The following is a 14,834-nucleotide window of genomic DNA, read 5'->3' as shown; positions in this document are numbered from 1 at the left end:
TCAGCAGCGTCTGACCTTACGTAACGCTCTGATTGACTCAATCGGCATCGGCTGGCTGAACCAAAAACCCTGCAGTTGATCGCAGCCAGCCAGCCGCAGCAGTTTCATTTGCTTCTCGGTTTCCACCCCTTCTGCCACCACCGCCATGCCCAGCGCATTGGCAATCCGCACCGTGCCGCTCACCAGCGCGGCCGCCTGTTCATCGTGGTCCACCAGCCCGGCCAGGGATTTATCGATCTTGATGGTGTCGAAGTTAAAACGCCGCAAATAGCCAATGCTGGAATAGCCGGTACCAAAATCATCCAGCGCCACCGCGGTGCCCAGCGCTTTAAGATTGGCTATCGCCATGCGGGCACGCTCCGGGTTTTCCAGCACGTAGGACTCCGTGACCTCAAGCTGCAGTCGGTGGGCCGGGAAACGGGTGGTCTCCAGCACGCTGGCCACTTTTTCTTCAAAGGCGGGATCGCGAAATTGCGCGGGGGAGATATTTACGGAGAGCTTTAAGTCGCCGTACGGCTGCAGATCCTGGCAGGCCCGCTGCAACACAAACTGGCCCAGCTTGTAAATCAGACCGCTGGTCTCCGCGATGGTGATAAAAATATCCGGCCCAAGCGGCCCCTCCGGGCGACGCGGCCAGCGGACCAGCGCCTCGACACTGCTCATTGTCTGGCTGTGGGCGTCAATAATCGGCTGATACCAGACATCAAACTCATCGCGTGCCAGACCGTCACGAATCTGATTTTCAATCGCCAGCTTGCGTTCCCGGACGCTGTTCAGCTCCGCGTCATAGTGGGTGATACGCCCTTTCCCGCTCATTTTAGCGTGATACATGGCAATATCGGCGCGGCGAAACAGTTCTGAGCTGTTGCATTCAGTCAGGGTTCCGCTGGCGATACCGATACTGGCCCCGATATGGATGGTGCGTTCCCCCAGTTGAACCGGGGTGGTGAGAAAATCCAGCACCGAAACGGCAAAGGCGGTAGCCTGCGCCTCTGCATCATCACCGCCGATGGTCATGGCAAATTCATCCCCGCCCATCCGCGCCAGCATCCCGCCCGGCGGCACGCGTTCACTCAGCGTTTTCGCAATCGCCACGATGAGATCGTCCCCCACGCTGTGACCATAGATATCATTCACATCCTTAAAACCATCGAGATCGATAAACACCACGCTTTTGACGTCGGTATCACCGCGTAAACGCACCCGATCCAGCGCCTCGATGAGCGCACGCCGGTTAGGCAAGTGGCTTAGCCAGTCCGTTCTGGCAACCAGACGCGCCTGGCTTTCCCCTCGCGCAAGCTTGTACAGCCCCACGCTGCTCACCAGAATAAAGAGCAGGATCAGGGCCGACGCCAGCACCACAATCTGCCTGATATCAGAAGATGCCGCCTGGGCGGCCTGCGCCCCCGGAAGCCGCGCCTGCCAGTTAAGGTAGCCCAGCAGCTCCCCAGCCGAACTGCGCAGCGGCATACTCAGCTCGTTAATTTTTTCCGGCGTAAAGTGAAGATTATCGATCTGAAAGGTCGCACCCAGGTCGGATAAGATTCTGGCGTTCAGATGACGGGTGATCACCAGATAGCGGCGTGTTCCGTCGGTAACCTGTAATCTTCCGACCATCGGGCGAATCAATCCAATGCCCACAAAAGCGACGCCGCTGCGTGTTTTGCTGATCCCGGCATAGATATTTTTATCGCTTGATAAGTCGTGCGCATGCTGAGCAATAAGGGCTTTCAGCCCCTTACCAAAAAAATCGAGATTCGTCTCCTGAAAAGGCTGACTTTTAAACGATCCCCAGATGACATTGAAATTCTCATCCAGCACGAAGGTCCCGTCATAGAGGTTATTGATTTTAAAGCCAGCACCCCAGGTGTTATACAACCAGTCCGTATCGAGCGTGGGACGGTAGGCCTCCCGCACCGCATCGTCCCAGACGGCGTTATCCAGCACCAGCGAGGAGACGCGATTAACCGAGGTCTGAATAGCCCCCTGCACGGAAAGCGCCGTACGGTGTTCATCAATTTCGTTGGTTTTGGTGCTGATAAGATGCAGGGAAAGATAGAGCAATGCGACGATGGAGATGATTAAGCCGATCCCCGCCATGAAGACCATGGCAAACAACGTTCTCGCATTGGGAATATTGCGCCAGCTTAATGTGCGATACATCAGCCATCCTCTTCATGTTTTGCTTTTCTAAGCGTAATACAGGCAGCGAATTTCGCTGCCTGTAAATCATGGTTTGAGGTCTGTCAGGCGAGTTTTATCATGATCATGCCGGCAAGCAGCAAGATGAGCCCCATCCAGCCCTTGTTATTTAAACGCTGGCCGAAGAGCACCCAGCCTGCGGCCAGCGTGGCGGCGATACCAAAACCACCCCACAGCGCATAGGCCACCGAAAGATCGATCCCTTTTACCGCCTGGGACAGGGCGCTGAACGCCCCGAGAACCGCGGCAATCGACATCAGGCCGTAGAGTTTACGGCGAAAACCATCAGAGAATTTCAGCAGAACGTTCGCCAGGATTTCCAGCACAATGGCGAGCCCCAGCCAGGCCGCATGAACCCATTCAAACTGTTGCATGGTTCTGCTCCTTCTGCTGTTTGCCAGGTTTTCGGGTACCGGATTTAATCAGCACAATACCCGCGACCAGCGTCGTTAACCCGGCGACCTTCATTGGTGTTAATGTTTCGTCAAATATCAGCACGCTGAAAAGCGTAATCAACAAAATACCGATTCCTTCCCACAGTGCATACGCGACGCCCAGCGCAATTTTTTTCACCGCAAACGAGAGGAAAATATAAGAAAGCGAAATCATCACCAGCATCAAAATAAAACCGGTGTTGCCATCGCTGATGCTTGCCCACTTCATAGACAGCGTGCCGGTAATTTCAGCGATAATTGCCAGCGCTAATAGGATCCAGTAAAACATGTTTTTCTCCTGCTTGAGAATATAATCCATCGTGGCCCGCTGCGTGCAGCAAACCAAAAAATACGAATTGAAATCAGACAGCTAAGCGCTTAGCGCCAGCTCAGGCAGAAGAGATGACTATAGTGCGGTGCGCCAGTGTTGCTCACCAGAAAGCAGGCAGAAGGAGGTGGAGTATACAGCGGTATTGTTTGAAGAGTACGTCCTGAACATATTGTCCATAAAATTACAATTATCCGCGTTGTTGCTTCTCGTCTTTGCGGATGAAAATTGTCCTCGGTAGTTAAACACACCAAATTTGTACCATAAGCCAGGATTTTACTCAAAGTCTTTGCAATTCTTTACCCATCCCGTTTGATTTTGGTTAGTTTATTGCAATGCCGTTCACCTTTATTATAAATAAAAAGATTTTTCCGGAGTCACCATGGCTAAACCCATCATTACCCTGAACGGGTTAAAAATTGTCATCATGCTGGGCATGCTGGTGATCATATTGACAGGCGTTCGTTTTGCCGCCGACATTATTGTGCCTTTTATTCTGTCCCTGTTTGTTGCAGTGATCCTTAATCCACTGGTACAGCGCATGACGCGGCTACGCATTCCGCGCGTGCTGGCCATCACGCTGCTTATCAGCATCATTATTGTGGCGATGGTCTTGCTGGTGGCGTATCTGGGGACCTCGCTAAACGAACTGGCGCGAACGCTGCCAAAATACCGCTCTTCGCTGGCGATACCGCTGCTGCAGCTTGAACCCTGGCTGCAGCGCGCGGGTATCGAAGTCTCGGTTGAGGAACTCCTGAAATATATCGACCCCAATGCGGCCATGACGATCGTCACCAGCCTGCTGGCACAGCTTTCCAATGCCATGACATCCATTTTCCTGCTGTTTTTAACCGTGGTGTTTATGCTGCTGGAGGTACCGCAGCTACCGGCAAAGCTACAGCAGATGATGGTCCGTCCGGTTGAAGGGATGGGGGCGATTCAACGCGCGCTGGACAGCGTCTCCCGCTATCTGGTGCTGAAAACCGCCATTAGTCTGGTCACGGGCGGTGTCGTCTGGGTGATGCTTCTGGCGCTGGACGTTCGCTTTGCGTTTGTCTGGGGGTTGCTGGCGTTTGCGCTTAACTACATTCCCAACATCGGCTCCGTGCTGGCGGCGATCCCCCCTATCCTTCAGGTGCTGGTTTTCAGCGGGCTTTATGACGCGCTGATCCTGCTGGCCGGATACCTGGTCATCAATCTGGTGTTCGGTAACATTCTTGAGCCACGCATGATGGGGCGAGGGCTGGGACTTTCCACGCTGGTGGTCTTTTTGTCCCTGATTTTCTGGGGCTGGCTGCTCGGGCCCGTTGGGATGCTGCTCTCCGTCCCGCTGACCATCATCGTCAAGATTGGCCTGGAACAGACGGCGGGCGGGCAAAGTATCGCCGTGCTGCTGAGCGATATGAGCCATCAATAGCGGTCAGTCCGCCATCGACAGGAGGGGCTTGCGGGTCCTTCCACCTTCGCGATACGTACCGATCGCTCTCTGCCATTCCGCCAGTGGATACACCGTGACGTCGCTGTACCCACTGTTGGGCAAATTAAGCCAGATGCGGTCAAACTCGGCGCGCCACGCCTCAGCGCTGAGCGCGTCCAGACCGTTTCGGATATGGAACCACGCCACGCTCGGCACGGGCCGTTGCTGTCTGAAGGTTTGCCCGGAGAGCAGCCCGTAGCAAACAAACATGCCTTGCTCGGGCATCACGCTGAGGATCGCTTCCGCAAGCGGCCCGCCGGTGGCATCGTAGACGATATCGCTGCGGGCGGCGACGGTGCCGATTCTGTTTGCGTCATGCTGCGCGACGGGAATGATGCCCATCGCCTCCAGTCGTTCAGCATGCACGGCAGAACGGTGAATGCCATACACCGCTTCCGCCCCCGCCTGACGCGCCCACTGCCCCAGCAGGATGGCGCAATCCGACCCGGCAGCCGTGATCAGCACCCGCTTTCCACGAGGCGGGTAGCGGGTCAGCATCATCTGCGCCGCCAGCGGGTTGATATAGGCCCGCGCGGCCAGATGTGCGTCGACGGTGTCCGGAACGGGTATCGCATACTCTGCCGGGCAATCCACATAGCGCTGCCAGGTGCCCTGACCGCGCAGCGGCAGGACGCGCTTACCCACCAGATGCTTAAACGAGGCGGGCGCCTCGGTGACAACGCCGACACCTTCATACCCCGCGACGGCAGGTAACGGGGTTCTGTGGCGGTAGGCGCCGGTAATGGGAATGAGATCGGACGCGTTCACCGGAGAAAACAGCATTCGCACGCGGAGATGACCCGGCGTAAGCGCCCCCAGCGGCGCGGTTTCAGGTTGCAGAACGGTTTCTGGCTCGCCAAAACGGCGATACCAGAGGGCCAGGTTTTCCATTACGATCTCACGGCTGCTAGCGGAACTACTCGCGCCAGCCCATTGCCGGTGCGACATGTTTGAGAACAGACTCAATCACGTGCGCATTATAATCCACACCCAGCTGGTTCGGTACGGTCAGTAAAAGCGTGTCCGCCTCGGCAATCGCCTCGTCCTTTTTCAGCTGTTCAACCAGCTTGTCCGGCTCCGCGGCATAGCTGCGGCCGAAGATGGCGCGCGTTTTCTCATCAAGATACCCCACGCTATCGCTGTCGTTGCGGCTGGCACCGAAATACATCCGGTCGCGGTCGTCCATCAGCGCAAAAATACTGCGGCTGACCGACACCCGCGGCTCGCGCGTATGCCCTGCCTCTTTCCAGGCCTGACGGTAAGCCCGAATCTGTTTTGCCTGCTGAATATGGAACGGCTCACCGGTTTCATCGTCTTTCAGGGTTGAGCTTTGCAGGTTCATTCCCAGCGTTGCCGCCCATACTGCCGTCGCATTGGAGCCGGCGCCCCACCAGATACGCTCGCGCAGCCCTTCAGAATACGGCTCCAGGCGCAGCAGCCCCGGCGGATTCGGGAACATAGGCTGCGGGTTCGGTTTTGCAAACCCTTCCCCACGCAGCACCTCAAGCAGCACCTCGGTATGACGACGCGCCATATCCGACTCGTTTTCCCCTTCCTGCGGGACATAGCCGAAATGACGCCAGCCATCAATGACCTGCTCCGGCGAGCCACGGCTGATGCCAAGCTGCAGGCGACCGCCGGAAATCAGATCCGCCGCGCCCGCATCTTCAGCCATGTACATCGGATTTTCATAGCGCATATCGATCACGCCGGTACCGATTTCGATGGTCTTCGTTTTTGCGCCAATAGCGGCCAGCAGAGGGAACGGCGAGCTAAGCTGTCGGGCAAAGTGGTGCACGCGGAAATACGCGCCGTCTGCCCCCAGCTCTTCAGCCGCCACGGCTAAATCGATGGACTGCAGCAGCGTGTCTGCCGCCGAGCGCGTGCCGGACTGCGGTGAAGGCGTCCAGTGACCAAAGGATAAAAACCCGATCTTTTTCATAACCATGTGTCCTGATAATGCGTTGCGTTCTGTCCACTTTACGCATTACCCGGTGAGAATAAATGCCGTTTATTTAACGGAGTGATTCAAATAAATTGACAGAATTGAGCGGGGCGTCATTACGCGCCATAATGGGATATAATATCCCCCACTTTTTTCATGGCAGGTAAAACCGGCAATGGCTCTGATCCCTAAAAACTACGCGCGGCTGGAAAGCGGCTATCGCGAAAAAGCATTAAAAATCTATCCATGGGTGTGTGGACGCTGCTCGCGCGAGTTCGTCTATTCCAATCTGCGTGAACTCACGGTTCACCATATCGATCACGACCATACCAACAACCCGGAAGATGGCAGCAACTGGGAGCTGTTGTGCCTGTTTTGCCACGATCACGAGCATTCGAAATACACCGAAGCGGATCAGTACGGCACCACCGTGGTCGCCGGGGAAGACGCGCAAAAAGACGTGGGCGTCGCCACGTTTAACCCGTTTGCCGATTTAAAGGCGATGATGGATAAGAAGAAGTAATCCTCTTCCCCTCACTCACATCGTGCTCTGCGAATTTAAAATGTCCAGGTGAAAGCGGCGGTTGCAGACCCCTCATTGCGCCGCATCACGATCGGGCTGTCATTCGCATGGTCGCTAAGCCAGGTATAGTCCGCGCTCAGGACCGTCCCCCAGTGAGCATCGAACTGATGGCTCCAGGTCAGGCTGGTGTCGACGCCATAAAATCCACCCGGCGCTGAATAGCGGCGATCTCCGGTGCGGCGGCTCTGCTGCTCGCTGACCCCATACCACGTATTCAGATAACGGCTGTCGCCAAACAGGGCCGCAGACTGCAAGGCGACCGTGTCCTGGTTATTTTGTAAAGGGATTAGCGTCACGGAGGCCTGATAGCTTACCCCCTGGCTGTCCGTTAACGGCAGCGTCGCTTTGCCTTCCATACTCAGCCATGGCTCGGTCTGCCAGCCTACGGCAAGGCCGGTATTCAGGGTGGCATCAATGTCCCCCATCCCTTTCAGATTGTTTGCCCCCTCACGCCAGCCAGAATTTTCCTCAGCCCTTCCAAAGTCGTAGCCCAGCGTGTGTTCGAAATACCAACCGCTGTCGTTTTGCAGGTCATATCCCACCCCTTTTTGCGCATCAATAAAGAAAGCGCCTTTACGACCCTGCAGTACCGGAACCACCTGCCACACCTGCTTGTCTGAGCCTGAGTAACGCGGGGCATACTGCCCTCCCAGCCCGACGGTTAAGGAATCGGACGCGGTGCCATCATCCGCCTGCACGCCGGACGTCACGACCATCAGAAGCGGGACGGACATATACAGGACTTTTTTTATCGCTATCATACTGCTCTCCATACAGACGCTGGCGTCTCCTGATTCAGGGGCGACCACACAATGTTGGCGCAGTATAATTTGGCTGAATCAATGAATCGTCGGGAAAGTGTTAAGAAATGGTCAAGGTGAACGGATGTTGTCCAGAAGAGTGCTGATTATTGAAGATGACGCCGATGCGGCTGGCGTGCTCGAAGCCTATTTACGGCGTGAAAATTACGACGTGACCATTACCGGGGACGGTCTTTCCGGCCTGGATATGGCGCAGCGGTGGAAGCCCGACCTCATTCTGCTGGACGTAATGCTGCCGGGGCTTAACGGCACCGAGGTGCTGGCGGGCCTGCGTCGTAAAAGCGATGTGCCGGTGATTATGGTTACGGCCATGGGGGATACTCCCGATCGCATTGGCGCCCTGCGTTACGGTGCCGATGATTACGTTGTGAAGCCTTATCATCCGGGCGAAGTGGTGGCGCGGGTGCAGGCGGTGCTGCGGCGCAGCAGTAAAAAAGAGACAGACGAAGCGATCCTTCGCTGGCAAACGCTGGAGGTGGATGTCGCCGCCATTGTGGCGAGCGTGGATAACGGCGACGACGCCCCCGTGATGCTCGATCTTACGCCAACGGAATTCTCGCTTCTGGCAACGCTGCTGCGTTCTCCTGCGCACCCGTTCTCCCGCCAGTATTTACTGGAACACTGCTTGCCGGAAAGCGAGGCGCTGGAGCGCGTGGTGGACACCCATGTTTATAACCTGCGTAAAAAACTCGAAGCGGCGGGTATTTCCGGCGTGCTGATCAACGTTCGCGGCGTGGGTTACAGGTTCAGACAGCCATGATAAAAAACCGGCACTCCTCTCTGTGGCGCTGGATTTGCGCACGCATCTTAGCGCTGGCTATCGGCAGCGTGATCGTCATTGCCACCTGCATGTGGCTACGTTATGCGGTGCAGAACTACTGGATCATGGGCAGGATGCCGTCGGCGGTCCGGCAGGAGTTTCTTACGCTCAGCCAGAATCCGCAGGCCAATCCGGCCCGCTTCCACACGATTGTGGACACATGGTGGGGCCTGAGCTATTCCACGCCGTCTATCGCCTCAGCCGACTGGGTCACGGTAGCCCTGCTGGTGCTGGTAATGATCCCGTTTATTGTGGTAATGGGGCTAAAACACGCCCGCCCGCTGGCGCTACAGTTCAGCCGCCTTCGCGATGCGGCAAAGGATGTAGCCGACGGGCAGTTTGGCCGTCAGGCGGAACTTATCAAGGATGCACCGGCGGAAATGGTCAGCTTTGCGGCCGACTTTAACTCCATGACGGGACAACTCGCCCGCTATGAAAAAGAGCTCCGCGCCTCGCACGTTGCGATGGCGCACGAGCTGCGATCGCCCCTGACGGCCGCCATCGGGCGTCTGCAGGGCATGTTAGACGGCGTGTTTGATGCCAGCCCGGCGCAGCTGGGCATGGTGATGAAACAGCTCCAGCACCTCAACCGCCTCACCGATGAACTCCACCTCCTCTCCCTGGCCGACGCGGGTAACCTTGTGCTGGAGGACCAGCCTTTCTGTCTGGATGAGCTGATTCAGGAGCGGGTTGCCTGGATCATGCCCCAGGCTGATGCGCATCATTTCCGGATAACGCTGCGTAACCCGCACACCAGCCCCTTCCGGGGTGATGCGTTCCGTCTGGGACAGGCCGTGACCATCCTCATGGAAAATGCACTACGCTACGGGCGCGAGGGCGGCCATCTTGAGGTGGCGCTGCACTACGCCAGCGGTCATTACACCCTCGAATTTACCGATGACGGGCCGGGCGTATCGCCCCAGTTTTTACCGGAAATGTTTAAACGCTTTAGCCGCGAGGAGCAGTCCCGCGCGCGGCATTCCGGCGGCAGCGGCCTCGGATTGTCCATCGCCCGGGCGATTTGCCAGGCGCATGGGGGTGAGATTAGCGCATCATTACCGGAAACCGGCGGCCTCGCGGTGCGCATTTTGTTGCCCTGGTATCCCTCCGATAATGAAAATCTCCACTCTTGATAAAGCCTTGACAGAACATCGAATCTTTCTCGACGTAGCGCGCATTTAATAACGCCATTCCCTTTATGGAGCGGCGTTATGTCAGACGAATTTTTTCTCTCCCTCCGCCACTGCCTGCATCATTTGTACGGCGTGGCGCGTACCCTTTCCTGGCTGCATTTTCTTCCCCTGGCCCTGCTTGCGCTGGCGATTTTTCCGCTGACCGGCTGCGGTGATAAACACGAAAATAAGCCCAACCCTGTGCGAACGGTACGCTACGTCGTCGTTGGCACCGCCCACTCCCTTCCCGCGCTGGAAAGAACCGGTGAGATCCATGCCCACGATGAAACGACCCTGAGCTTTCGTACCGGGGGGCGGATACTGACGCGTAGCGTCGATATTGGTGACAGTGTCACCGCCGGACAGCTGCTGGCCACGCTTGACAATACGACCGGGCAAAACCAGCTCGACGGCGCTGAGGCCGATTATGAAGGCGCCAAAGCCTCAGCGCAGGTCGCCGCGCTTAACGTCAGTCGCATGCAAAAGCTCATGCCAACGGGTGCGATAGCCCGCACGCAGCTCGACAGCGCCCGTGCGGACTGGCTTGTCGCCCGCGCGCGCTTAAAAAGCAGCGAGGCCGCGTGGCGAAATGCCCGCGAAAGCCTCGGCTGGACGCGCCTGAACGCGCCACAAGCGGGCGTCATTACGGCCGTGAACGCCTCTGCGGGACAGGTGGTCAGCGACGGTCAGTCCGTGCTGACGCTGGCAACCGGGGAAGTCCGCGACGTGGTGTTTGATATTGCCGCGCCCGATACGATCCCGCCTCTGGATAAGGCGGTTTTGCAGGTTTCCCTGCTCAGCGCACCGTCGGTACAGGCGTCTGCCCTACTGCGGGATATCACACCGCAGGCCGATCCTCAGACCCGCACCTGGCGCGTCAGGGCCACCCTGCAAAACCCGTCGGCGGCCATGGCGCTGGGTGCCAGCGTTACCGTCACGTTGCCATCGTCAGCCCCGCACGGGTACACCCTTCCCGCGTCCGCGCTGACCCGTGCCGGCGACAAACCGGCGGTTTTTGTGATTACCCCGCAGTCGCGGGCGCAGCTGCGCGTGGTGGTACCCGCGAGCTATACGGCCTCCTCCGTCATGATTGCCTCCGGCCTTGAGCCAGGCGATCGGGTGATTACGGCGGGCGTGAGCACATTGCGGTCCGGCGAGCCGGTGATGCCCGGAGAGGTTCAGCCATGAACACAGGACAGGAAGCCAAATTTAACCTCTCCGCCTGGGCGCTGAAGAACCAGCAGATGGTCAGCTTTTTCATGCTGCTGGTGATTGCGATGGGCGTGTTCTGCTATGAAAAGCTGCCGCGTAACGAAGATCCGGCTTTCACCATTAAAACGGCCGTCGTCTCCGCGCAGTGGCCGGGAGCCTCCGTGACGGATACCACCCGCCTGCTGACCGATACGCTTGAAAAAAAGCTGCAGGAAACGCCCTGGCTGGACTATCTCGAAAGTGAAACCCGGGCCGGACGCACCGTTATCCACGTCAACCTCCGTGACGATACGCCCCCGCAAAGCGTGCCGGACATCTGGTATCAGGTTCGCAAAAAAATGCAGGACATCGCGCCGTCCCTGCCTGAAGGGGGGCAGGGTCCTGACGTGGACGACGAGTTTGACGACACGTTCGGCACAATTTATGCCTTTATTCCCGAAGGTTTCACCCTGCGGGAGGTGCGGGATCGCGCAGAGACAATACGGCGCGAGCTGATGTCCCTGCCGGATATGGGCAAAACCATCCTGCTGGGCGAACAGCAGGAGCAGTGGGTTCTCGCCTTTTCTCCGGCGCGCCTGGCCGGTATGGGGCTTGATATTCAGGCGGTCGCCGACGCCCTCCGGGCGCAAAACGCCGTTGTCCCGGCAGGAACGATGCGTACCGGGCAGGAGAATATGGCGATAAAGGTCAGCGGGGCGCTCACGACCGAAGAGAGTTTACGGGCCGTCACGCTGCACGTTAACAATCGCTATATTCCGCTGACCGACATTGCCACCGTCACCCGGCAAATAGCCGAGCCACAGGCCCCGGCCTACCGGGTGAACGGCAAACCGGCTATCGGGCTGGCGGTCTCGATGGCGCCGACAGGCAACATGCTGCGTTTCGGTGCTGCGCTGAACGCAAAAATGGCGACCCTCAGCGCCGGGCTGCCGCACGGTATCGAGATGGTAAAAGTCGCCGATCAGTCAGCGGTGGTGAGTGATGCGGTAAGCGGGTTTATCCGGGTGCTTATCGAAGCCGTTGTTATCGTGCTGGCGGTCTCATTTGTCTCGCTGGGTTTACGGGCCGGACTGGTGGTGGCGACGGCCATCCCGCTAGTGCTCGCCATGACGTTTGCCGGCATGATGCTCGCAGGCATCGGCCTTCAGCGTATCTCGCTCGGGGCGCTGATCATTGCCCTGGGCCTGCTGGTGGATGACGCCATGATCGCCGTCGAAACGATGGTCTCCCGGCTGGAAGCCGGGGATTCCCGTCGGCATGCGGCCACCCATGCATTCAAAACGACGGCCTTCCCGATGCTCACCGGTACCCTGGTGATGATTGCCGGCTTTATTCCCGTTGGTTTTGCGGCCTCCAGCGCCGGTGAATACTGCTTTTCCCTGTTTGCGGTGGTGCTCATCGCCCTGCTCTGTTCCTGGGCTGTCGCGATCCTGTTTTCGCCGTTGACGGGTACGTGGCTGCTGCCGGAAAAAGTCAGACATCACGCGGCGGGCCCCGGAAAGATCGCGCGCGGGTACGGACGGCTTTTACGCCTGGCACTCCGCCACCGGTTCTCCACCGTGCTGATTGCGCTTGCCGCGCTGGGGCTGTCAGCGTACGGCACGACGTTTATGCAGGGCGAGTTTTTCCCTGCCTCCGACAGGCCTGAACTGCTGGTCAGCCTGACGCTTCCGGCCAACGCCTCGCAGCCGAAAACCCTCAGAGAGGTGGAAAGGCTGGAAAAGGCGCTGGCCGGCAACAGCAATATCGATCGCTTTTCGACGTACGTTGGCTCAGGCGCCATCCGTTTTTACCTGCCGATGGACGTGCTGCTGGAAAATGAAAATATCGCCCAGATGGTTGTGGTGGCTAAGGATCTTGAGGCGCGGGATCGTCTGCACGCACAGCTCAACACGATCCTGGCGACGCAGTTTAGCGACATCATCACGCGGGTGTCGCCCCTTGAGCTGGGGCCCCCCGTCGGCTGGCCTATCAAATACCGGGTGAGCGGGCCTGATTATCTGCAGGTCCGGGCGTTTGCGAACCGTCTCACGGACGCGATTGGGCAGTCCCCGTTCTCTCGCGACGTTAACCAGACGGCCGGAGAGCCGGAGAGGGTCATCACCCTTGAGGTGAATCAGACGGCGGCCAGGGCGGCGGGAATATCGTCAGAAAGCCTCGCCCTCTCGCTGAACACCGTCTGGTCCGGCAGCGTTGTCACGTCCCTCAGGGATAACGACCGCCTTGTCGACGTGGTGCTCCGGGCCACGGACGATGAACGTCACAGCACCGCCACCCTCTCCTCGCTCACGATTCAGGGGAATGACGGTAAAAAAATTCCGCTCAGCGCCGTCGCGACGCCGGTCTGGGGCGTGGACGATCCGGTTATCTGGCGTCGCCAGCGCGTGCCCTTTATCACGGTGCAAACGGATCTTGCCCCGGGGCTGAAGGCTGAAGCGGTATCCGCGGCGCTGCGTCCGGCGGTGGATAAACTGCGCGCGAACCTGCCGGCAGGTTACAGCATTGAAGAAGGCGGCGCGGTTGCCGAATCGGATAAGGGGAACAGCTCCGTCTTTACCGTTCTTCCGGTAACTCTGGTCATCATGCTGTTGCTGCTGATGCTTCAGCTGCGGCGATATTCCCGGATGCTGTTGGCCCTCCTGATGGCCCCGTTTGGTTTACCGGGGATCGTGCTGGCTATGCTGCCCGGCGGAACGCCGATGGGGTTTGTCGCGCTGCTGGGCGTTATCGCCCTGGCGGGGATGATCGTGCGGAACGCGGTGATATTGATTAGCGAGGTTGACAGCAATCTTGCTCAGGGGATGACAAACGATGCCGCGATTATGGCGGCTGCGGAACACCGGGCCAGACCCATCTGTTTGACCGCCTGTGCCGCCATTCTGGGCATGATCCCCATTTCTCACCAGGTCTTCTGGGGTCCAATGGCCTATGCCATCATCGGCGGGCTGCTGGTTGCGACGCTGGTGACGCTGACCGTGTTACCCGCGTCGTTTAGCCTGCTGTTACAGTGGGGCGCTCAGCGCAAAGCCACAGAAGATGAACTGCGCTGAGGCTCCACCGTTTCCCGGCTGATTACGCGGCGGTCAACGCAAAACGGTCTTTCAGGACATGGCGGATTTCATCCTCCGCCAGCTGCCGCGCTTCAGTGCCGTTCGCCGTGATGGTTTTCAGCATATCGCCCAGTAAAATCTGACGTCCTTCCGGGCTGTGCTGTACCACCACCCGCTTCTGCACAAAGATCGCATCCGGGTGCGTGGAGTTAAGGTAGTTGGCCGGGACGAAATCAATCCATTCCTGAGGCGTGAGATCAAAGCCGTATTGCCGGGCCCACTCCCCCTCCACCTTCGCCTCAAGCAGATATTCGCCCTCCGCACTGCGGCTTAGCCGAAACGTGTCGAAATCCTGCGTGATATCCACATCAAGCGTGTCCAGCGCCATTGGCGCACGAATGCCGTAGCTGCCGAACCCGAGGTCGCAAAGCCACTGTCGGCTCTCCACCTCGGCAATCAACGCCATATGGGTTTTCGGCCGCCGCGCGGGGTAGAACATCGGGCGCGCCGCCACGAAACGGTAAGGTATCCCTAACGCCGCCAGCGCCATGGCAAAAAGCCCGTTTACCTCATAGCAGTAGCCGCCGCGCCCCTGCGTTAACACCTTATCGGCAATGTCGTCTGGCGCCAGCGAGACAATTTTACCCGCCTGCACGTCCAGATTTTCAAAGGGAACGGAAAAGAGCTGATGACGCATCAGCGCATGCAGGGTGGCCGTATCGGCCGCCGCTGGTCCGGTGTAGTTTATGCGTTTGAAATAGGTGGAAATGTTGAAATTATCGCTGTGCAT

14 protein-coding genes are annotated in these 14,834 nt (G+C 58.1%); 6 read left to right on the top strand and 8 right to left on the bottom strand.

Annotated elements, in window-relative coordinates; all coding sequences use genetic code 11:
• The 4 genes from ACMGG5_RS16530 to ACMGG5_RS16515 all read right to left on the bottom strand — a co-directional run bounded on the left by ACMGG5_RS16530 (nucleotide 1) and on the right by ACMGG5_RS16515 (nucleotide 3,213).
• Complete coding sequence (locus ACMGG5_RS16530; protein WP_420278198.1) at nucleotides 1-2,163, bottom strand: bifunctional diguanylate cyclase/phosphodiesterase; 2,163 nt, start codon at nucleotides 2,161-2,163, stop codon at nucleotides 1-3.
• 83 nt (nucleotides 2,164-2,246) lie between these two features.
• The gene (mdtI, locus tag ACMGG5_RS16525) at nucleotides 2,247-2,576 is read right to left on the bottom strand and encodes a multidrug/spermidine efflux SMR transporter subunit MdtI (RefSeq protein ID WP_024909144.1); all 330 of its coding nucleotides are present in this window, start codon (nucleotides 2,574-2,576) and stop codon (nucleotides 2,247-2,249) included.
• Nucleotides 2,563-2,925: a multidrug/spermidine efflux SMR transporter subunit MdtJ gene (mdtJ, locus tag ACMGG5_RS16520; protein ID WP_024909145.1), complete on the bottom strand. Its 363-nt coding sequence runs from the start codon at nucleotides 2,923-2,925 to the stop codon at nucleotides 2,563-2,565. The genes mdtI and mdtJ overlap by 14 nt, the downstream gene beginning before the upstream one ends.
• A 117-nt stretch (nucleotides 2,926-3,042) precedes the next feature.
• Nucleotides 3,043-3,213, bottom strand: coding sequence for a hypothetical protein (locus ACMGG5_RS16515; protein ID WP_085930315.1), 171 nt, complete (start codon nucleotides 3,211-3,213; stop codon nucleotides 3,043-3,045).
• A gap of 133 nt (nucleotides 3,214-3,346) precedes the next feature.
• Here ACMGG5_RS16515 and ACMGG5_RS16510 point away from each other — a divergent pair, with 133 nt between their 5' ends.
• Entirely contained in the window at nucleotides 3,347-4,381 is a 1,035-nt protein-coding gene (locus ACMGG5_RS16510; RefSeq protein ID WP_024909146.1) for an AI-2E family transporter, read from the top strand.
• 3 nt (nucleotides 4,382-4,384) lie between these two features.
• On the opposite strand, the gene ACMGG5_RS16505 is transcribed toward ACMGG5_RS16510, so the two are convergent.
• On the bottom strand, nucleotides 4,385-5,332 hold the full coding sequence (locus ACMGG5_RS16505; RefSeq protein WP_420278197.1) for a zinc-dependent alcohol dehydrogenase family protein: 948 nt from the start codon (nucleotides 5,330-5,332) through the stop codon (nucleotides 4,385-4,387).
• Between the two features lie 25 nt (nucleotides 5,333-5,357).
• Nucleotides 5,358-6,383: an LLM class flavin-dependent oxidoreductase gene (locus ACMGG5_RS16500; RefSeq protein WP_061715378.1), complete on the bottom strand. Its 1,026-nt coding sequence runs from the start codon at nucleotides 6,381-6,383 to the stop codon at nucleotides 5,358-5,360.
• Between the two features lie 178 nt (nucleotides 6,384-6,561).
• Between ACMGG5_RS16500 and yajD the strand changes: the two genes are divergently transcribed.
• On the top strand, nucleotides 6,562-6,909 hold the full coding sequence (gene yajD / locus ACMGG5_RS16495) for an HNH nuclease YajD (RefSeq protein WP_003857471.1): 348 nt from the start codon (nucleotides 6,562-6,564) through the stop codon (nucleotides 6,907-6,909).
• A gap of 35 nt (nucleotides 6,910-6,944) precedes the next feature.
• Here yajD and ACMGG5_RS16490 read toward each other — a convergent pair whose 3' ends face one another.
• Nucleotides 6,945-7,730, bottom strand: coding sequence for a MipA/OmpV family protein (locus ACMGG5_RS16490; protein ID WP_420278196.1), 786 nt, complete (start codon nucleotides 7,728-7,730; stop codon nucleotides 6,945-6,947).
• Nucleotides 7,731-7,854: 124 nt separating this feature from the next.
• Between ACMGG5_RS16490 and ACMGG5_RS16485 the strand changes: the two genes are divergently transcribed.
• From ACMGG5_RS16485 to ACMGG5_RS16470, 4 genes are all read left to right on the top strand, one after another.
• Nucleotides 7,855-8,550, top strand: a complete 696-nt coding sequence (locus tag ACMGG5_RS16485) for a response regulator (protein ID WP_032651085.1) — start codon at nucleotides 7,855-7,857, stop codon at nucleotides 8,548-8,550.
• On the top strand, nucleotides 8,547-9,743 hold the full coding sequence (locus ACMGG5_RS16480; protein ID WP_420278195.1) for a sensor histidine kinase: 1,197 nt from the start codon (nucleotides 8,547-8,549) through the stop codon (nucleotides 9,741-9,743). The genes ACMGG5_RS16485 and ACMGG5_RS16480 overlap by 4 nt, the downstream gene beginning before the upstream one ends.
• Nucleotides 9,744-9,821: 78 nt before the next feature.
• Nucleotides 9,822-10,970, top strand: coding sequence for an efflux RND transporter periplasmic adaptor subunit (locus tag ACMGG5_RS16475; RefSeq protein WP_420278194.1), 1,149 nt, complete (start codon nucleotides 9,822-9,824; stop codon nucleotides 10,968-10,970).
• Nucleotides 10,967-14,044: an efflux RND transporter permease subunit gene (locus tag ACMGG5_RS16470; protein WP_420278193.1), complete on the top strand. Its 3,078-nt coding sequence runs from the start codon at nucleotides 10,967-10,969 to the stop codon at nucleotides 14,042-14,044. Before ACMGG5_RS16475 ends, ACMGG5_RS16470 begins: the two co-directional genes overlap by 4 nt.
• Nucleotides 14,045-14,066: 22 nt before the next feature.
• On the opposite strand, the gene ACMGG5_RS16465 is transcribed toward ACMGG5_RS16470, so the two are convergent.
• Nucleotides 14,067-14,834, bottom strand: a complete 768-nt coding sequence (locus ACMGG5_RS16465; RefSeq protein ID WP_248164245.1) for an arylamine N-acetyltransferase family protein — start codon at nucleotides 14,832-14,834, stop codon at nucleotides 14,067-14,069.

The organism is Enterobacter sp. BNK-34 (genome assembly GCF_048684445.1).
Classification (GTDB): Bacteria; Pseudomonadota; Gammaproteobacteria; order Enterobacterales; family Enterobacteriaceae; genus Enterobacter; species Enterobacter pseudoroggenkampii.
The sequence above is the reverse complement of the archived record's forward strand: the minus strand, read 5'-3'. Positions and strand labels throughout refer to the sequence as shown.